Raw genomic sequence first — 19,763 nt, 5'->3', positions numbered from 1 at the left:
GGTAACAATAAATTGCCTTTTTATTTTTAGCATTAGGAAATAAAAAGGTAAAAAATGTGAGTGTTATTATTTGAGTTTATTATTGTTTGTTGATAGTCTAAAGTTAGAAGCTTATTAATGATAAGTTTTAAGAGGCGGAACATGATGTATACATATGAAAAAGCCTCAAATGAAAATTGGAGGGAATTATGATGGCAAAAGATTTTTACTCAGCAATTGAAGACAGAAGATCTATTTATGCAATTAGTAAAGAGCAAGTAGTTTCTGATGAAAGAATTCAAGAAGTGATCTATCATGCTGTAAAACATACACCTTCAGCTTTTAACTCTCAGAGCGCTCGCGTTGTCGTCTTGTTAGGAGAACAGCATGATAAGTTATGGGATATTACGAAAGAAGCGTTACGAAAAATTGTACCTGAAAATAACTTTGCATCTACTGAAGAAAAAATGAATGCATTTAAAAGTGGCTATGGAACAGTTTTATACTTTGAAGACAGTCAAGTAGTGGAAAAACTACAAGAAAACTTTGCATTATACAAAGAGAATTTCCCAACGTGGTCACAGCAATCCTCAGGAATGTTACAATTTGCAATTTGGACAGCTTTAGAAATCGAAGGATTTGGTGCTACATTGCAGCATTACAATCCGTTAATTGATGAAGAAGTAAGAAAAGAATGGGAAGTTCCAGAAACTTGGAAACTTACTGCACAAATGCCGTTTGGTAAACCGGCGGTACCTGCAGGCGAAAAAGAATACCAACCTTTAGAAAATCGTGTGAAAATTTATAAATAATGTAGGAATGATAAAAGGTGAACAGGGGTACAACCTGTTCACCTTTTATAAGTAATAAGGATTTTTTTGATAGGAATTTTTCATCTGATTTTTTAATTCGATTTTACGTGTTTCAATAGTTGATATTTTTTGTAAGGTAATAATTGAAACGAATTGAAAAAAAGCATAGTACAGTTCTATATTTTTATTTATAGGATCATCTATTATGTTTTTCATACATATACCTCCTTCTTTAATCCCAATATTTGCAGGCAATAAGACTTCCATTTCAAAATTTAATGCTACGTGGAGAATACCGACCTGTAAAAGTTCGATAGGTTTCAGTGTAGGGTAAATAAAATATGTATTGGTTAAAATACCACTAAATATATGATAATATAAATATCCTAGAAATTCCATAGTTAGTGAAAAATAGGTAGTGGAATGTGTATTTTCGTCAAATTAGAACACGATTTTTGAAGTTAAATCTTACAAAATGTCAAATCTTTTAAAAGTGATAGATAGTATCAAAAATAGTTTTTTAAAAATATTATACTATTGATAAAAAAAGTATTTTTTGTCATGATAAGAGTATGCTTCATGGCAGGAACTTTACTAGGAAATACATTCTTTGCATTGTATTAGATGAATAGAGTTTTTAAAAGTGGATAGAAAATATATATTAAGATAATGAATGAAATGTCGAATTTTCAATGAAATACATAAAAGAATTGAAAAAAGCATTGCAAAAACAATAAGTTTAATGGTAAAGTTCACATGAAGTTCACACGGAATTCACTTCATTCGTTTAAAATGAACTCTGTGTGAAAAATAAAACTCTTGTTAAAAAATGGAACTTGATGAATATTTTACTTTGATAATATTGTAAAGTATTAAGTTTATAATTTTTTTTTAAGAGGATAGTAGGGAAAGGAAGTAAAGACAACTTATGAAAAAAGTAATTGCAGGTTTAGCAGCAGCTTCTGTAGTAGGTGTTGCAGTTCCAGGTATGGATTCTGCTCATGCACAAGTTTCAAACGAAGCGCTAAAAGAAATTAATGGACAAACTCAAACTCAAACGACTGTAACTGAAACAAAAACTGTAGAAACAAAATCCGACTTAAAATACACAGTAACCGCTGATGTATTAAATGTTCGTTCAGGTGCTGGTACAGGACATAACGTGATTTCTAAAGTGAAATCAGGTCAAGTACTACAAGTAATTGGACAAGAAAACGGTTGGTTCAAAGTAACTGTAAACGGCCAAACTGGTTATGTAAGTGGTGACTTCGTAACGACTGGTGGTAAAACAGGAACTACTGTTCAACAAGGAACAGGTACTTACACAGTAAACGTTTCTTCACTTAACGTACGTACAGGCCCAAGTACATCTCATACAGTATTAGGTTCTGTAAATAAAGGTAAAACAGTACAAGTTGTAGGTGAAGTACAAGATTGGTTTAAAATCAACTTCAATGGTGGAACTGGATACGTAAGCAAAGACTTCGTAACAAAAGGTGGTTCTGCTGTATCTAACCAAACACAACAACCAACTACAAACAACAATACTACTACAGTTCAAACTGGTGGTTCTTATGTTGTTAACACTGGTGCTTTAAAAGTACGTACAGGCCCAGCTACATACAACGCTGTAATCGGTGGCGTAACACAAGGTAAAGTATTAAACGTTACTGGCGCTGAAAATGGTTGGTACAAAATTAACCATAATGGCCGCACAGGTTACGTAAGTGCAGACTTCGTTAAGTTTGTAAAAGGCGGAGTAAACAACGTTACGAATAACAATAACGTTACAAATAACGTTCAACAACCAGGTAAAGACGTACAAAAACCATCAACAGGTGGAGATACATCTTCAATCGCTGGATTCGCTAGATCTTTAAATGGTTCACCATACAGAACTGCTGGTACAACACCTGCTGGTTTTGACTGCAGTGGATTCATTCACTACGTATTAAATCAAACTGGTCATAAAGGCGCTCGTCAAACAGTTGCTGGATACTGGAGCTCTAAAACAAAAACTAGCAATCCACAACCAGGTGATTTAGTATACTTCCAAAATACTTATAAATCAGGTCCTTCTCACATGGGTGTTTACTTAGGAAACGGTCAGTTCATTAGTGCAGAAACTGATGCAACTGGTGTACGTATTAGTTCTGTAAACAACTCTTACTGGAGCAAGCACATGTTAGGTTACACAAAAGCATACTAAGAAAAAGTAGTTTTATATACTTTTCGTATAGAGAAAAGGCTTTCCAGGGAAACTTGGGAAGCCTTTTTATAGTTGAATAGATTGGGAATGTCGTAGTTTTTACTGTAATTTCCCATTCAAAAATCGGGCGTATAGGTCATGAAAGTAGTTGGGACGAAATAGGTTTGCTGCATGTCCTGCTAACGGTATTTCTTTATATAAAACGTTAGGAAGAATGGACTTTAAATCAAAAAGACAAGATTTATAGAGATGATCATGTTCACCCATTACCCATAATATAGGGTGGGGAAGTGATTTTAATTTCGATTTTAAATCGAATTCTAAACGATGTCGTAATGATTGCGCAATAATTGATGAATGTAATTGTAATCCGAAACGGTAATAAATATTTCTAGAAATGACAGCGAATGGATTAGCCTTCAGTATGCCACTTGGGAAAATGGTATTTGCGTATTGAGAGAGCCATTTAGAGTATTCGTCTCCGCGCTTCTCCCAAAATTTTTGAAATACGTTATATAAAAGGGATGGATTATTATAATGTCCACCAATATGACAAATGCTTACTACTTTTTCTGGGTGCATTTGTGCAAAGATTGTAGAAATATAACAGCCATAACTTAGAGCGCAAATATGAGCTTTTTGAATACCTTCTTTTTCATATAAGTTCAATAGTTGATCTACGAGGCGCTGTAATGAAAATTCGATAGCTTCTCCTTTATCATCGCCGTGACCTAATAAGTCATAAGTAATAATGTTGTAAGCGGCGGAAAATCGTTTATGCTCTTTTTTGAAGGCACGACGATTGCCAACTAAGCCGTGAATAAAAATGATTGTTTCCTTTTCGGAATGTATATTTGTTTGCAAAAAGGATACTCCTTTCAATAACGGGAGATTTATACAGTATTGTAAATTGGTTATCTATAATCCACATAGAATAATATTAAGTACCAGGTAATAATATCAGATGTTTATATCTGTTGTAAAGATGCGTTGACATGTATATTTTGTAAAAACAGAAAAAGTGTGTTTACATTCAGTTTACATTTGTATTGTATTCTATTTTTAGAAAGAACAGTTTGGTTTAACACGAGGAGATGAACATAAATGGAAGTTAGAGATGAGATGAAGAAAAAAGGGAGCTGGAGGCAGTTTTTACGCCTTATTCAAGATACAAATCCTCCAAAAGGGATTCTTGCTTTTGCGTTATTAATGAGTTTGCTTTCTACGGGAGCGAGTTTATTTATTCCAATGTTAACGAAAGGGCTAGTAGATAATTTTTCACTTTCGTCAATTAGTACAGGACAAATTGTTGGGCTAGTTGCCTTCTTTATTATGCAAACTATAGCGGCAGGATTGTCTATATATTTATTAAATTATATAGGACAGAAGATTGTAGCTGGATTGAGAGAACGTTTGTGGAAAAAGGTGCTTATTTTACCGGTAACTTATTATGATCAAAATAGAACAGGGGATACAATTAGCCGTATGACAAATGATACAGGAGTTGTGAAAACATTAATTTCTGAGCATTTGTCAAACTTATTAACAGGCGGTATTTCAATTGTCGGTTCATTAATTGTATTATTTGTTTTAGATTGGAAAATGACACTTTTACTTTTAACGGTTATTCCATTATCAGTACTCATTTTAGTTCCACTTGGACGAAAAATGTATAAGATTTCAAAAGCACTTCAAGATGAAACGGCTTCTTTTACTAGTGTATTAACACAAGTGTTATCAGAAATTCGTTTGGTGAAATCTTCAAATACAGAAAAAAGAGAATATGAAACTGGAAATAAAGGTATCGAAAAGTTATTACAATTTGGTTTGAAAGAAGGAAAAGTGCAAGCGTTAATTTCACCAGTTATGTCGTTTGTTTTAATGGCATTGCTTGTTATTATCGTAGGGTATGGTGGAATGCGTGTTTCTAGCGGTGCATTAACAACAGGGGAACTAGTAGCGTTTATTTTATATTTAGTTCAAATTATAATGCCAATGAGTCAATTATCTATGTTCTTTACACAATTCCAAAAGGCAATTGGTGCAACGGAAAGAATTAATACAATTTTAGAATATGAAGTAGAAGATCATGAAACTGGTGTGAAGGTTACAAATGCTAAGCAGCCAATCGTACTTGAAAATATACATTTCGAGTATAACGAAGAAGAGCAAGTTTTAAAGAATATTGATTTCACAATTGAATCAGGAAAAGTAACAGCAATCGTAGGACCAAGTGGTAGCGGGAAAACGACGTTATTCTCACTATTAGAACGTTTTTACGAGCCAACTAGCGGTGCTATTAAATTAGGGAAAGACTCAATTACGAGTTATTCATTGCAATCATGGCGACGTCAAATTGGTTACGTTTCACAAGATAGTCCGTTAATTGATGGAACGATTCGTGATAATATTTGTTACGGTGTAGAGGGTGAAGTGACAGATGAAGAAATTGAAAAAGTAGCAGCGATGGCATATGTTGATGCATTTATTCATGACTTACCAAATGGATATGCAACAGAAGTTGGAGAACGTGGTGTGAAGCTTTCTGGAGGACAAAGACAGCGAATTGCGATTGCTCGGGCGTTACTTCGAAATCCACAAATTCTTATGTTAGATGAAGCAACTTCCAGTCTAGATAGTAAATCAGAGTCTGTTGTTCAAAAGGCTTTAAATAACTTAATGAAAGGCAGAACAACGTTAGTTATTGCACATAGACTTTCTACTGTTGTAGATGCAGATAAAATCATTTTTATTGAAAAAGGGAATCTTACAGGAAGCGGTACACATGATGAATTATTACAGACGCATGATATGTATCGTGAATTTGCAACGCAACAATTGAAAATTAAAGAGGGAGCATTATAAAATGAATAATCAGTGGGGAGTGTACTCCGCTGATTATTTATTTGTAAAAACTGTATAAAGGATGCTAAGTAGAAAGGAAATGGTTCCTTTGATACCTAAAATTTTAATCGTAGACGACGACCCGCATATTAGAGAACTTGTTTCTGTTTTTTTAGAGCGGGAAGGTTTTCAAACATTAGAGGCGATTGATGGACTAGATGCACTTCGAAAAATAGACGAAGTGAAAGTCGATATGGTTATTCTTGATATCATGATGCCGAATATGGATGGATTTGATGTATGTTTTGAATTAAGAAAATACTATGATATCCCGATTTTGATGCTAACTGCTAAAGGGGAAACGTCTCAAAAAGTAAAAGGATTTCACCTTGGAACGGATGATTATCTTGTAAAACCATTTGATCCTATAGAACTAGTAGTGAGAGTTAAGGCGTTATTGAAACGTTACCAAATTACAGTTTCGCAATCGATTCAAATTGGGAATGTACTGTTAAATCGTAAAACATTTGAAGTTACAGCTGGAGAACAAACGGTTACGTTACCGTTAAAAGAATTCGAATTGCTCTTTACTTTAGGTTCTAAAGCAGGGAGAACTTGTTCAAGAGAGCAATTAATTGAAGATGTATGGGGATATGATTTTGAAGGGAATGAACGTACATTAGATGTTCATATTAATCGGTTACGAGAGAAGTTCCAAGAAGAGAAGTCGAAATTTAGTATTAAAACAATAAGAGGATTAGGGTATCGTTTAGAGGTAAGTAGATGAGAAAAAGAAAACGAATGAGTAAGTTGAAGATGCTGAAAGTAATGGGAGCGGTAATAGCACTTTTTTCTTTTCTCACTATAATTTGGTCTATAGCCTTTTATGTATCATCAAGTGTAATGAATGCTCTTGAAATACAAGTATCGCCTTTTGTTACTTTTCTAATTAGTGATATGGTCGGCTTTATATTTATTGTTCTTATTTGGGTATTAATCGGGGTATTAATGAGACCAAAGCGAGAGGCAATGATTTGGACTATTATTGAACCGATACAAAAAATTGCAAAAGGGGACTTCTCCGTAAAAATAAGGAATGAAGAGAAATATGATGGAGAAATTGGTGTGCTCGTAAAAAGTATAAATGATATGACAGATGAACTGAATGCGATGGAGAAAATGCGCCAGGAATTTGTATCGAATGTTTCTCATGAAATACAGTCACCATTAACTTCTATAAAAGGATTTGCTAGAGCATTACAAGATAACAATCTTTCCGAGGAAAAAAGAAAGCATTACCTTACTATTATTGAAACGGAAACAACGAGATTATCTAAACTAAGTCAAAATTTACTGAAACTCACCCTATTAGAGTCGGAAGAGTATACGCCAGAAAGAATGACTTATCGATTAGATCAACAGTTAAAGCAAATTGTGTTAAATAGTGAACCGCTCTGGGCTGAAAAAGAAATTGAGTTAGAACTTAATTTAGAGAAAGTACACATTACTGCTGATCAAGAAAGTATGAGTCAAGTTTGGATTAATTTAATTCATAATAGTATTAAATTTACTCCAAGTGGTGGCACAATTACAATCCAGTTAAAAGAATATGAGAAAGTAGTGGAAGTGTTTATTCGCGATTCGGGAATTGGTATATCCAAAGAACAGAAGCAGCATATTTTTGAACGTTTTTATAAAGCGGACACTTCACGAAATCGTACGTATGGAGGGAGTGGCTTAGGGTTGGCCATCGTAAAAAAAGTACTCGATCTTCATCAAGGAGAAATAAAAGTCGAGAGTGAGGAAGGGAATGGGACGGAATTTATTGTGTGTATTCCTAAATATAAAGAGAAATAGTGTTAGGAGGATATCTTCTAACACTATTTCTCTTTATACATACATTTACCATTGCTGCAGCTATATTGATAAGCTTTTCCTTCGCTATTCATACGATATGAGTAATCAGATTCTTTATCTTTCTTAAAGTCAACGTATGCTTCTGCACCGTTTTTATCATCATCTATATCAATGAATTGAACGCTTCGTATAGAATAATCCTTTTTTTCACTTAAACCTCTTTCTTGTAAGTTTGTATGAATACCTTTTATTAATTGGTCGAACAGTGACCAATTTAAATTAAGATGCTCAAATGATTCAGTATGTCTTCCTAAAATGCCATTGTCTTGTATTATTTTATTATTATTATCGTATGTATAAGAGTATGTAAAATAGGGTTCGTCTTTATATACTACCTCTGCATAATAGCCGATATTATAAATGGGAGTATATTTTCCAGTTATGCTTTGTATTTCTTCTTGCTTATAGTTTTTTATAGTATGGAGATAATTGCTAGTATCTTTTTCTATTACTTTATAATTTAGTGGATTACCAAATATAAAGTACATCGCAAAAAATATGATACATAGTCCGACTGCAGTTAGTGACAAGAACCATTTTTTTCTCTTCATACACATACACTCCCCTATGCTGGATTTATTTTTATTTTACATGAATAATGATAAAAATATGAGACTTATAAATAAAAAAGTTTCTATCATGCCTTTCGAGAGGACTCCCACCTCTAAACGTAAGTGAAGGTGGTGAGGTGAATCGAAAGAAATATTTTATTTTCAAGAAAAACAGAAACATACGTTCTATTTTTGCTATAATATCCTTAACAAGGAGGTGAATAAAATGGCAAAAGAAAATCCATCAAACTATAAAACTCTTCAAATCTGGATTAAAAAAGGGCATCGTATGTATTCTTATTTTCAAGAATGTTGTCATAACGCTAAGAACATGTACAACACCACAAACTTTTATATACGCCAGGTGTACACTGGATTAACACAAGAAAAAGAGTTGCAGCCTTTGCAAAAAGAAGTTCTGGCTAATATTCATAAAAATATTGGTAAGATGAATGACACACAACTTCTTGCCTATCAGAAGAAATTGGAAAAAGAGAAATTAAAGCCTAAAGAAGAACAGAAAGAGATTACATGTAATTTGTTTTCAGAACCTAATTTTGAAAAACCTTATGTAGATTACAACTTTCTAGATGCACTATTTAAGGCTATGATTCAAAATGATTATCGAACTTTGCCTACGCAATGTAGCCAGTCAATCATGAAAGGTTTGTTCCAAAATTGGAAATCTTTTTTTGCTAGTTTAAAAGACTATAAAAAGAATCCAAACAAATATGCTGGAACGCCTAGGATTCCAAAGTATATTCGTTCTTCTGAAAAAGAGATTCTGTATACAAACCAAGATTGCATCATTAAAAACGGTAGATTTTTAAAGTTTCCAAAGACGAAATTGCAATTAAATATTGGGAAACTAGGTTTCACTGAAGGTAAACTGAAACAAGTTCGTGTGATTCCAAAATACAATGAATATGTAGTGGAATTGGTAATTGATGTTCCTTCTGAACAACAAATGATTGAAGAGAATGCACGTTATATGAGTATTGATTTAGGGATTGATAACCTTGCAACCATCGTAACAAACACAGGTATGAAACCTGTCCTTGTTAAGGGCAAACATGTCAAAAGCATAAATCAATATTACAACAAAATGAAGAGTCATTTTACAAGCATTCTTAGAAATGGGAAACAAACTAATGAAGGACCTTTTACTTCTAAAAGGATAGAAAAACTTCATCAAAAACGTTACTTGAAAATAAAAGACGTCTTCCATAAAGTTAGTCACCATATCGTAAAACTAGCTCAAGAAGAAGAAGTTTGTAAAATCGTTATTGGTCAAAACAAAAGTTGGAAACAAGAAACGAATATGGGAAAAAGAAATAACCAATCGTTTTGTCATATCCCACATAGTTTATTGATTCAAATGATTACATACAAAGCAAATGCTGTAGGCATTCAAGTTGTTGTAACTGAAGAATCATATACATCGAAAGCAAGTTTTCTGGATAACGACTTCATTCCAACGTATGGAGAAAATGACCAAAATACAACTTTTTCAGGAAAACGAATAAAGCGCGGCATATATCGTTCAGCAAATAAAACTTTAATTCATGCAGATGTAAATGCTGCGGCTAACATTTTACGAAAAGTAATCCCAAATGCATGGACAAATGGGATAGAGGGGTTAGGCGTGAAACAGCTCGCTAATGTGTTAACTCCCCTGACGTTAATCGTCCGTTAGGTCAAAACGTTAGAAACCCCCACTTCAAGCTTTGCTAAGTGGGGGAGTGTTCATAGTTACCTACAAGTAACCTACGCACATGAAAGTGCATCATTGCCTTTTTACATAAATATAGTTACACTTTTAATATAATAATAAACAACTGAGACGATTAAGGAGTGTTATACTTGGCAGAATTATTACAAGGTAAAAATGCTTTAATTACAGGCGCAGGTAGAGGTATTGGTCGTGCTGTAGCAATTGCATTAGCCAAAGAAGGCGTAAACGTAGGTCTTTTAGCTCGTTCAGAAGAAAACTTAAAAGCTGTAGCGAAAGAAGTAGAAGCAGAAGGCGTAAAAGCTGTTATTGCGACTGCTGATGTTTCTTCATATGAAGAAGTGACTACTGCGATTGAGACATTAAAAAACGGTTTAGGCTCTATCGATATTTTAATTAATAACGCTGGTATTTCTAAATTTGGTAAGTTTTTAGAATTAGACGTTGCTGATTGGGAAAAAATCATTCAAGTAAACTTAATGGGTGTATACTATGCAACTCGTGCAGCTTTACCAAGCATGATTGAACAACAATCTGGTGATATCATTAACATTTCATCTACAGCAGGACAAAAAGGTGCACCTGTAACAAGTGCATATAGTGCTTCTAAATTTGGTGTTCTTGGCTTAACAGAATCGTTAGCGATGGAAGTTCGTAAACATAATATTCGTGTAACAGCTTTAACACCAAGTACAGTAGCAACTGATATGGCTGTAGATTTAGGATTAACTGATGGAAATCCAGATAAAGTAATGCAAGCAGAAGATATTGCAGAGTTTATCGTAGCGCAGCTGAAATTAAATAAACGTACATTTATTAAATCAGCTGGACTTTGGTCTACTAATCCGTAAGGGATAAATGTATAAACAAAAGAAGGGACATCTATTCTGTAATGGAGGAGATGTCCTTTCTTTATTTTTGTATATGAGACGAAATTTTCGGTATAATCGAAAGTGAATGGTAAAAAAGTATTGAGAAATTGAAGGGGATGGTATTTACATGAGTACGATTGAGAAATGGACGGCTGTTGATCAGTATGTGAGTGATGTATTAATACCGAGAGATTCTACATTAGAAGAAGCTCTTCAAGCAAATGCTGCAGCTAATTTGCCGGCACATGATGTATCGCCAACGCAAGGTAAGTTTTTAAAACTATTAGTACAAATTCAAGGAGCGCGTAACATTTTAGAAATTGGTACGCTAGGCGGATATAGTACGATATGGCTTGCGAGGGGGTTGCTATCTGGGGGCCGAGTTGTTACATTGGAAGCAAATGAAAAACATGCAGAAATTGCACGTAGCAATATTGAGCATGCCAATTTGAATGATAGAATTGAAATACGAGTAGGATTAGCGTTAGATTCTTTAAAACAAATAGAAAATGAGAAGTATGAACCATTTGATTTTATTTTCATAGATGCTGATAAACAAAATAACCCTGCTTATTTTGAGTGGGCACTGAAACTATCACGCCCTGGTACTGTAATTATTGGGGATAACGTAGTACGTGAAGGAGAAGTTATTGACAATACTAGTAATGACCCTCGTGTACAAGGGATACGCCGTTTCTATGAGCTAATAGCTGCGGAGCCTCGTGTAAGTGCTACAGCGCTTCAAACTGTCGGAAGTAAAGGGTATGATGGATTTGTAATGGCAGTCGTAAAAGAGTGATGTAAGGAGGTAAAAGGGATGAAAAAGAAGTTTCAAAAATTATAACATGTATTGTGTGCAACGCAGTTAGCTCGAGGACCTCCAACGTACATAACAATATAAGTTTGTATAAAAATTGGAGGTTAGGAATAGATGAGAACTGAAAAAGAAATGCTAGACTTAATTATAAATACAGCAAAAGAGGATGAAAGAATCCGAGCAGTTATCATGAATGGATCACGTGTAAATCCAAATGTGAAAAGAGATTGTTTTCAAGATTATGATATTATTTATGTGGTAAGAGATATACAATCTTTTACGTCTAATCATAATTGGATTCATAGATTTGGAGAATTAATGATTGTACAAATGCCGGAGGAAATGTCGTTACTTCCAGCAGACGAAGACGGGAAATTTCCGTATTTAATGCAGTTTATGGATGGGAACCGAATCGATTTAACGTTAGTTCCAGTTGATTTGATAGATACATTCGTTGGGCAAGATAGTTTAAGTAAACGTCTTCTTGATAAAGATGATTGTATGGATGAATTTCCACCAGCAAGCGATAGGGATTACTTAATAAAAAAGCCTACTGAAAAAGAGTTTTTGGATTGCTGTAATGAATTTTGGTGGTGTAGTACGAATATAGCAAAAGGGTTATGGAGAGAGGAACTTTCTTATGCGAAAGGAATGCTTGATGGTCCGGTGCGAGATATGTTTATCGTAATGCTAGAATGGCATATTGGTATGAAAACAGAATTTACAGTTAATGCAGGGAAGTTTGGAAAGCATTTTGAGCAATATATTGAAAAAGATATGTGGGAGCAATTTAAAAGGACCTATTCGAATGCTGAATATGAAAACATATGGGAGTCATTTTTTGTAATGGGAGATATGTTTAGGAAAGTTGCGAACGAATTTGCTAACGCTTATGGATATCAATATCCGCAAGTTGATGATGACAGAGTGACAAGTTATTTAAAACATGTGAGAACATTACTGAGAGATAGTAAAGTAATTTATTAGTTTTAATGAGTAATAAGACTGTCCTAATTAAGGACAGTCTTATTTTTGTTTATGAATAAGAATTTCTCTAACAAAGTGCAGATGAATCACATATGAAATTTTAGGGAGGTTTTTATCATGTATTATTTTTATTCGCCAGAAATGTTTGCTCCATATCAATGGGGACTAGAACGAGATGTTTCGTATGCTTATATGCCATATCATTCATTTTATTATGGAGACTATGTAAATGCGATGCCATACGCATTACATGTTCCTCAAAATTATGAAGCCCAAATGAAAGAAGAGGATCGAGGGTCATGGACACCATTTTCATGGGTCGAAAAATATGCGTATGCATTTTCAGGACCATACAATAAAGCAGAAGTAGCTCTTACATTTGATGATGGACCAGATTTAGTATTTACTCCAAAAATTTTAGATAAGTTAAAACAACATAATGTGAAAGCTACATTCTTCTTGCTTGGTGAAAATGCAGAAAAGTTTCCGAATGTAGTAAAGCGTATTGCGAATGAAGGGCATGTAATTGGTAATCATACGTACAGCCATCCAAATTTAGCGAAAGTAAATGATGCTGAGTATCGTAATCAAATTATAAAAACAGAAGAAATATTAAATCGTTTAGCTGGTTATGCACCGAAGTTTATACGTCCGCCGTACGGTGAAATACTTGAAAATCAATTGAAGTGGGCGACAGAGCAAAATTTTATGATTGTACAGTGGAGTGTTGATACTGTTGATTGGAAAGGAGTAAGCGCTGAAACGATTACAAATAATGTGTTAGGGAATTCATTTCCAGGTAGTGTCATACTGCAGCATTCCACTCCAGGCGGGCATTTGCAAGGATCTGTAGAGGCGCTAGACAAAATTATTCCGCAGTTAAAAACGAAAGGGGCACGCTTTGTAACGCTACCAAGTATGTTCCAAACATCGAAAGAGAGAAAATAAAGTGAAATGTAAATCAGTCGGGTTTTGTCAATCATCCACTGATTATTAGCCATCGCCAAGCAAATAGCAGGATAAAGAATAGGACACCCATCTTATTTAAGCCGGGTGTCCGTTTTTTATAAACTATTATCTTTTAGCAATTCTTTTCCTTGTTCAACAACAAATTCGTAATATTGAAGGTCATAAGGGTAAATATCTTCAAAAGTTATCATTATCGGTTTATTGTTTAAAACAGAAATAGCCGTTAAAGATGAAATCTCTCTTTTTAATAGTTGTAAAAAAGAAGTTGCATGTATTTTCATCACATCGTCTACTTCTTCACCTGGTGCAAATGGTAGTGGTTGTATTACTTTATGAAAATACATATGACAAAATTCACGATCAGTAAGGTTTGAAATTTCATAATCTATTTTAAATATTCCTTTGTATGCTAAATCAGTAGTTTGAAAGGAAAGCCCTAATTCTTCTTCAATTTCACGAAGACCGCCCATGTCTACTTCTTCATCATGCATAATATGTCCAGCTGAGGTAATATCCCATATATTCGGAGCTTCTTTTTTATTTTTAGAGCGTAATTGGAAATATAAAAACATATCTTCAGCATCTTTTTCTACAAACCAGCAATGAAATGTTTCGTGCCAATCACCGTCACGATGTACTTCATCACGTAATTTCTTCCCAAGTATATTTTTTTCAGTATCAAATATTGTTAACCACTCTGTCATTTTAATTCCCCTTTCTGCAAATTTTATTATACAATATTTGTATTGAATTTTGGGAAAATAAAGAAAAAGGAGTGATTATACGTGGGGATAGAGAGTAAGGAAATAAAGTCGATTATTTCAACAGAGGAAGAATTACGGGAAATATTGGGGCAACCAAGTGAGCGAGCGTTAAAGAAAGTTATTTCATCACTAGACCACCATTGCGTAGATTTTTTGTCTAAATCTCCTTTTCTAGTATTATCTACTGCAAATAAATTAGGAGAGTGTGATGCTTCGCCGAGAGGAGACGCACCTGGATTTGTATACGTATTAAATAATAATAAAATTATCATTCCAGAAAGACCAGGCAACCGTCGTATAGATTCCATTTTGAATATTATTTCAAATCCGCACGTAGGGTTACTCTTTTTGATCCCTGGTCTTGGGGAGACACTCCGAATAAACGGCCGAGCATTCATTACAAACGAGGAAGAAATTTTGCAAGAAATGCAGGCAAATGGACGCAATCCGTTACTTGGAATTGTTGTTGAAATAGAGGAATGCTATATTCATTGCGCGAAAGCTTTTATTCGTTCAAAAATGTGGGATTCAGAGTCATGGCTAAATAAAAAGGAGTTACCTTCAGCAGCAAAAATGTTGCTGGAGCATGCAAAAGTGAATGCTTCAGAAGAAGATGTTGCACGTTCTTTAGAAGAAAGTTATACGAAAAGATTGTATTAAAAAACTTTGTTAATATAGTTTTGGGAGATGAATATCTACGCGTTTTAGAATGGTATATTTATATATGAACCGTTGATTTGTAAACTAGAAAAATAACAAAATAGGTAAATCGAGTGGCAATTGCAAAATGTTATTGTGAAATATAATAAAAAATGATTTTGAAAATAGTTAGTAAAAATAGGCTTGCTTTTTAAAAAGTTGGTAACTATAATAAGTTAACAAATAGACATGAACGAAAAAGTAACGATAAGGACACGGAATCATTTTTACGGTTTACAGAGAGGGAAGCCAAGGGTGTGAGCTTCCTAACACGAGAAATGATTTTACCACCTTTGAACTTCAATAGTGAACGAGCAATCTAGTAATTATTGACGGTATCAGCCGTTATCTGAACTTGAGCAATCTAGTGGGAAATCAGTCTAGATTGGAACAAGGGTGGAACCACGAAAACACATTCGTCCCTTTCCTAGGGATGAGTGTGTTTTTTTATGGAATTAAGGATTGAAAATTTAAAATAATTTAAAAATAGTATTGATTTTGTTTTTTATGCGAGTATAATGAGTTAACAAATAAACATGAACGAAAAAGTAACGATAAGGACAAGAAATCATTTTTACGGTTTACAGAGAGGGAAGCCAAGGGTGTGAGCTTCCTAACACGAGAAATGATTTTACCACCTTTGAACTTCAATAGTGAACGAGTAATCTAGTAATTATTGACGGTATCAGCCGTTATCTGAACTTGAGCAATCTAGGAGGGAATACGTCTAGATTGGAACAAGGGTGGAACCACGAAAACACATTCGTCCCTTTCCTAGGGATGAGTGTGTTTTTTTATTACTTTGAAAGGAGGTGCTGTAACATGAAACGATTCGTACGTACGGAAATAACCACCACCTGCATGACCCAAAAGCAGAGTAAGGTGATTTATAGGTGTAACAATTAAACTTTTAGGAGGAGATTAGAAAATGAATAATGTTATTAATGTTGGAGTGTTAGGTTTAGGTACGGTCGGAAGTGGTGTTGTCCATATTTTGAAAGAGCATTATAAAAAAATTGCACTTGATACAGGGTATGAAGTGAAGGTAAAGACAGTCGTTGTACGTGACTTAGAAAAAGAACGTGATGTTTGCATTGATGGAATCGTAGTAACAAGTCATGTCGATGAAGTTCTAAATGATTCAAATATTGATATTGTAGTAGAGGTAATGGGCGGAATTGAAGAGGCAAAACAGCATATTGTTAAGGCTTTACGAAATAAGAAACATGTCGTAACAGCAAATAAAGATTTAATGGCTGTATACGGTGCAGAGCTTCTTCAACTGGCGAACGATAATGATTGTGATTTATGTTATGAAGCAAGTGTAGCGGGCGGTATTCCGGTGTTAAGAGGATTAACAGACGGATTAGCTTCAGATCAAATTGAAAAAATAATGGGAATTGTAAATGGTACAACAAATTATATGTTAACAAAGATGAGTCAAAATGGCTGGTCGTATGAAGAGGCTTTACAGGAAGCGCAAAAATTAGGTTTTGCAGAATCGGATCCAACAGCGGATGTAGATGGACTAGATGCAGCGAGAAAGGTAGCTATTCTTGCAAACTTAGGTTTTTCAATGAATGTTTCTTTAGATGATGTGCAAGTAAGAGGGATTCGAAAGGTCGAAAAAGAAGATTTACAAATGGCTGAAAAGTTAGGGTTTACTATGAAATTAATTGGGAAAGCAGAGAAACAAGGATCAGCCATTCATTTAAGTGTAGAACCGACTCTTTTACCAAATCATCATCCATTATCGAATGTCAATAATGAATTTAATGCAGTATATGTTCATGGTCAAGCAGTAGGAGAAGTAATGTTTTACGGACCTGGAGCTGGGAAATTGCCGACTGGTTCTGCTGTAGTAAGTGATATTATTTCAATCGTTAAAAATATGAATCAAGTTCAGAAAAATAAAAGTGTGTTAAAAGAACCAGAGCCATACGAGTTACAAGGGGATGAAGAAGTCGTTTCGAAGTATTTCTTACGTATTTCATTACGAGATGAACCTGGGATGTTGCAAAAAATAACAGAATGTTTCGTTAATTATTCTGTAAGTTTAAAAGAAGTTATTCAATTACCTTTAAATCGTGAACTTGCAGAAGTCGTTGTTGTGACACATCAAACTTCAAAATATCAATTTGAACGAGTATTAGGAGCGATAGAAGATGTCGCGAGTGAAATAAACAGTTATTACATTATTGAGGAGGAAAAACAATATGTATAAAGGACTATTAAAACAATATGCTTCTTATTTACCGGTAAATGAAAACACACCTGATGTGAGCTTAATGGAAGGAAACACACCTCTTATTCCGTTATTAAATATATCAAAACAATTAGGGATTCAGTTATACGGTAAGTACGAAGGAGCGAATCCAACAGGTTCTTTTAAAGACCGTGGTATGGTAATGGCAGTTGCAAAGGCGAAAGAAGAAGGTTCGGAGGCAATTATTTGTGCATCTACAGGTAATACATCAGCATCGGCCGCAGCATATGCGGCACGCCTCGGAATGAAATGTATTATCGTAATCCCAGAAGGGAAAATTGCACATGGAAAATTAGCTCAAGCAGTCGCCTATGGTGCTGAAATCATTTCAATAGAAGGGAATTTTGATGATGCACTTAAGGCTGTAAGAAATATTGCTGCGGAAGAGCCAATTACATTAGTTAATTCAGTAAATCCTTACCGAATTGAAGGGCAAAAAACAGCAGCGTTTGAAATTTGTGACCAGTTACAAAGTGCACCAGATGTTTTAGCGATTCCTGTTGGGAATGCTGGAAATATTACAGCATACTGGAAAGGTTTCTGTGAATATGAGAAAGAAAAAGGCTATAAGAAGCCAAGAATTCACGGATTTGAAGCGGAAGGAGCAGCAGCAATCGTAAAAGGACATATCATTGAAGAACCTGAAACAATTGCAACAGCGATTCGCATCGGTAACCCAGCAAGTTGGTCGTATGCGGTAGAGGCTGCCGAACAGTCTCACGGTGAAATAGATATGGTATCAGATGAAGAAATATTACATGCGTATAGATTATTAGCAAAAACTGAAGGGGTTTTCGCTGAGCCAGGATCAAATGCTTCATTAGCAGGCGTAATTAAACATGTTCAATCTGGAAAAATCAAAAAAGGAGAAACAGTTGTTGCAGTTTTAACTGGAAACGGCTTGAAAGATCCTGATATCGCAATCTCTTCTAATACATTAGACATTGCAAGTGTTTCAAATAATATAGAACAAATTAAAGAGCATATTAAAGGGGTGATTATGTCGTGATACCATTAAGTATTCGTGTTCCTGCTAGTACAGCGAATGTTGGACCTGGATTTGATTCAGTAGGAATAGCTTTGTCATTGTATTTAAATGTAGTAGTAAAAGAGAAAGCTGATAAATGGCAAGTAATCCATTCCTTTGAAGAGTCGATTCCGACAGACGATAAAAATTTAATCGTTAGCACGGCATGTAAAGTAAGTCCTTCTTTATCACCTTATATAATAGAAGTTACTAGTAATATCCCACTAACAAGAGGGCTAGGAAGTAGTGCTTCAGCAATTGTAGCAGGGATAGAGCTTGCGAATCAACTTGGTAATTTGAACTTAACAGCTGATCAAAAGGTTCAAATTGCTACAAATTTTGAAGGACATCCAGACAATGTTGCTGCTTCCATTCTAGGGGGAACTGTAATCGGGGCACTTGATGGAAAGAATGTTTCGGTTGTAAGAATTGAAAGTAAGGAATTAGGGGTAATTTCTCTTATCCCAAATGAAGAGCTAAATACAGATGAAAGCCGATCTGTATTACCAGATATGTTTCCGTTTCATGAAGCAGTTAAGGCTAGTGCGATAAGTAATGTATTAGTAGCTGCATTTTGTCAAAAGAAGTGGAAAGTTGTAGGTGAAATGATGGAAAGAGATCATTTTCACGAGCCGTATCGTTTAGAACTTGTACCGTTATTACCATCTATTCGTAAATGTGCAAAAGAGTTTGGAGCATACGGTACAGCGCTTAGCGGTGCAGGCCCATCTATTTTTATACTAACGCCATATGATAAACGTCAAGAAATTGCTAAGCAATTAGCGAGAGTATTTACGTCTATGAAAGTGTGTGAGCTAGAAATTGATCATAGAGGGATTACTGTAAATAAGAAAGAACATATTGGATTATAAAGAAAGCTAGCATCGCTAGCTTTCTTTACGTTGTAAATATCTTTTCAGTTGGCATATAAAAGAAGAGTAATAATGTATAATTTAGTAAAGCGTGTATTAATTTTGGAGGTGATTGTATGAAGAAAGAGTCACCAGAAGAAAAAAGAGAACGCATAAGGCAAAGTGAATTGAAAAATAATCCTACCGGTTCTTTAAAAGATGGACTCAACAGAGCTGAAACAGGTAGTCCAGTTGATATGGCGGGTGGTATGAATTGGAGAGGTACAGCGCTAGTAATTTTAGTGCTAGTTTTAGGATATATTATATACACTTATTTTTTTAGTTAAGAAATGCATGTAAAAGTTTTGAATTATTTGCTTTTATAAGTAGTGAGGATGAAAAAACACGATATTGTACTACATATATTTTAAGCAGGTTATAGTAGTCCATATACACTTATTTTTAAG

Annotated in this window: 19 protein-coding genes and 2 other annotated features; of the genes, 15 read left to right on the top strand and 4 right to left on the bottom strand. The window is 34.5% G+C overall.

The features are described 5' to 3' along the window. The first annotated feature begins 188 nt into the window (after nucleotides 1-188). Entirely contained in the window at nucleotides 189-791 is a 603-nt protein-coding gene (locus ACUN28_RS19915; protein ID WP_016088307.1) for a nitroreductase family protein, read from the top strand. Nucleotides 792-836: 45 nt separating this feature from the next. Here the strand turns inward: ACUN28_RS19915 and ACUN28_RS19910 are convergent, their stop codons facing one another. Continuing rightward, nucleotides 837-1,007, bottom strand: a complete 171-nt coding sequence (locus ACUN28_RS19910) for a hypothetical protein (RefSeq protein ID WP_033659667.1) — start codon at nucleotides 1,005-1,007, stop codon at nucleotides 837-839. A gap of 712 nt (nucleotides 1,008-1,719) precedes the next feature. Between ACUN28_RS19910 and entFM the strand changes: the two genes are divergently transcribed. Further along, complete coding sequence (entFM, locus tag ACUN28_RS19905; protein WP_016088305.1) at nucleotides 1,720-3,000, top strand: enterotoxin EntFM; 1,281 nt, start codon at nucleotides 1,720-1,722, stop codon at nucleotides 2,998-3,000. Nucleotides 3,001-3,099: 99 nt separating this feature from the next. Here the strand turns inward: entFM and ACUN28_RS19900 are convergent, their stop codons facing one another. After that, nucleotides 3,100-3,864, bottom strand: coding sequence for an alpha/beta fold hydrolase (locus ACUN28_RS19900; RefSeq protein ID WP_016088304.1), 765 nt, complete (start codon nucleotides 3,862-3,864; stop codon nucleotides 3,100-3,102). Nucleotides 3,865-4,104: 240 nt separating this feature from the next. On the opposite strand from ACUN28_RS19900, the gene ACUN28_RS19895 reads away from it, so the two are divergent. The 3 genes from ACUN28_RS19895 (at nucleotide 4,105) to hitS (ending at nucleotide 7,701) form a co-directional block, all read left to right on the top strand. After that, nucleotides 4,105-5,865, top strand: coding sequence for an ABC transporter ATP-binding protein (locus ACUN28_RS19895; protein WP_016088303.1), 1,761 nt, complete (start codon nucleotides 4,105-4,107; stop codon nucleotides 5,863-5,865). An 88-nt stretch (nucleotides 5,866-5,953) separates the two neighbouring features. Further along, complete coding sequence (gene hitR, locus ACUN28_RS19890) at nucleotides 5,954-6,631, top strand: envelope stress response regulator transcription factor HitR (protein ID WP_016088302.1); 678 nt, start codon at nucleotides 5,954-5,956, stop codon at nucleotides 6,629-6,631. Then, entirely contained in the window at nucleotides 6,628-7,701 is a 1,074-nt protein-coding gene (gene hitS / locus ACUN28_RS19885; protein ID WP_016088301.1) for an envelope stress sensor histidine kinase HitS, read from the top strand. The genes hitR and hitS overlap by 4 nt, the downstream gene beginning before the upstream one ends. Before the next feature lie 23 nt (nucleotides 7,702-7,724). Here hitS and ACUN28_RS19880 read toward each other — a convergent pair whose 3' ends face one another. Continuing rightward, nucleotides 7,725-8,318, bottom strand: a complete 594-nt coding sequence (locus ACUN28_RS19880) for a DUF3139 domain-containing protein (RefSeq protein ID WP_080120050.1) — start codon at nucleotides 8,316-8,318, stop codon at nucleotides 7,725-7,727. Between the two features lie 220 nt (nucleotides 8,319-8,538). Here ACUN28_RS19880 and ACUN28_RS19875 point away from each other — a divergent pair, with 220 nt between their 5' ends. The 5 genes from ACUN28_RS19875 (at nucleotide 8,539) to ACUN28_RS19855 (ending at nucleotide 13,668) form a co-directional block, all read left to right on the top strand. Then, the gene (locus ACUN28_RS19875) at nucleotides 8,539-10,008 is read left to right on the top strand and encodes an RNA-guided endonuclease InsQ/TnpB family protein (RefSeq protein ID WP_016088299.1); all 1,470 of its coding nucleotides are present in this window, start codon (nucleotides 8,539-8,541) and stop codon (nucleotides 10,006-10,008) included. A gap of 167 nt (nucleotides 10,009-10,175) precedes the next feature. Continuing rightward, entirely contained in the window at nucleotides 10,176-10,895 is a 720-nt protein-coding gene (locus tag ACUN28_RS19870) for a 3-ketoacyl-ACP reductase (RefSeq protein WP_000818985.1), read from the top strand. A 148-nt stretch (nucleotides 10,896-11,043) separates the two neighbouring features. Further along, complete coding sequence (locus ACUN28_RS19865; protein ID WP_016088298.1) at nucleotides 11,044-11,715, top strand: O-methyltransferase; 672 nt, start codon at nucleotides 11,044-11,046, stop codon at nucleotides 11,713-11,715. A gap of 132 nt (nucleotides 11,716-11,847) precedes the next feature. Next, entirely contained in the window at nucleotides 11,848-12,720 is an 873-nt protein-coding gene (locus tag ACUN28_RS19860) for an aminoglycoside 6-adenylyltransferase (protein WP_016088297.1), read from the top strand. 117 nt (nucleotides 12,721-12,837) lie between these two features. Next, on the top strand, nucleotides 12,838-13,668 hold the full coding sequence (locus ACUN28_RS19855; RefSeq protein ID WP_016088296.1) for a peptidoglycan-N-acetylglucosamine deacetylase: 831 nt from the start codon (nucleotides 12,838-12,840) through the stop codon (nucleotides 13,666-13,668). A gap of 116 nt (nucleotides 13,669-13,784) precedes the next feature. On the opposite strand, the gene ACUN28_RS19850 is transcribed toward ACUN28_RS19855, so the two are convergent. Further along, nucleotides 13,785-14,393: an NUDIX hydrolase gene (locus tag ACUN28_RS19850; RefSeq protein WP_016088295.1), complete on the bottom strand. Its 609-nt coding sequence runs from the start codon at nucleotides 14,391-14,393 to the stop codon at nucleotides 13,785-13,787. Nucleotides 14,394-14,474: 81 nt separating this feature from the next. On the opposite strand from ACUN28_RS19850, the gene ACUN28_RS19845 reads away from it, so the two are divergent. The 5 genes from ACUN28_RS19845 (at nucleotide 14,475) to ACUN28_RS19825 (ending at nucleotide 19,643) form a co-directional block, all read left to right on the top strand. After that, the gene (locus tag ACUN28_RS19845; RefSeq protein WP_016088294.1) at nucleotides 14,475-15,113 is read left to right on the top strand and encodes a pyridoxamine 5'-phosphate oxidase family protein; all 639 of its coding nucleotides are present in this window, start codon (nucleotides 14,475-14,477) and stop codon (nucleotides 15,111-15,113) included. Nucleotides 15,114-15,347: 234 nt separating this feature from the next. After that, nucleotides 15,348-15,579, top strand: a binding site (T-box leader). A gap of 115 nt (nucleotides 15,580-15,694) precedes the next feature. Beyond that, nucleotides 15,695-15,926: a binding site (T-box leader), on the top strand. Nucleotides 15,927-16,080: 154 nt separating this feature from the next. After that, nucleotides 16,081-17,376, top strand: a complete 1,296-nt coding sequence (locus tag ACUN28_RS19840) for a homoserine dehydrogenase (RefSeq protein ID WP_016088293.1) — start codon at nucleotides 16,081-16,083, stop codon at nucleotides 17,374-17,376. Continuing rightward, nucleotides 17,369-18,427: a threonine synthase gene (gene thrC / locus ACUN28_RS19835; RefSeq protein ID WP_016088292.1), complete on the top strand. Its 1,059-nt coding sequence runs from the start codon at nucleotides 17,369-17,371 to the stop codon at nucleotides 18,425-18,427. Before ACUN28_RS19840 ends, thrC begins: the two co-directional genes overlap by 8 nt. Next, entirely contained in the window at nucleotides 18,424-19,317 is an 894-nt protein-coding gene (gene thrB, locus ACUN28_RS19830) for a homoserine kinase (protein ID WP_016088291.1), read from the top strand. Before thrC ends, thrB begins: the two co-directional genes overlap by 4 nt. A 116-nt stretch (nucleotides 19,318-19,433) precedes the next feature. After that, nucleotides 19,434-19,643 (top strand): DUF6366 family protein, encoded by a 210-nt coding sequence (locus ACUN28_RS19825; protein WP_016088290.1) that lies wholly within the window; start codon nucleotides 19,434-19,436, stop codon nucleotides 19,641-19,643. Nucleotides 19,644-19,763: the final 120 nt, after the last annotated feature.

It is taken from the genome of Bacillus sp. WC2507 (assembly GCF_052656125.1).
This window is presented reverse-complemented; position numbering and strand designations above follow the sequence as displayed.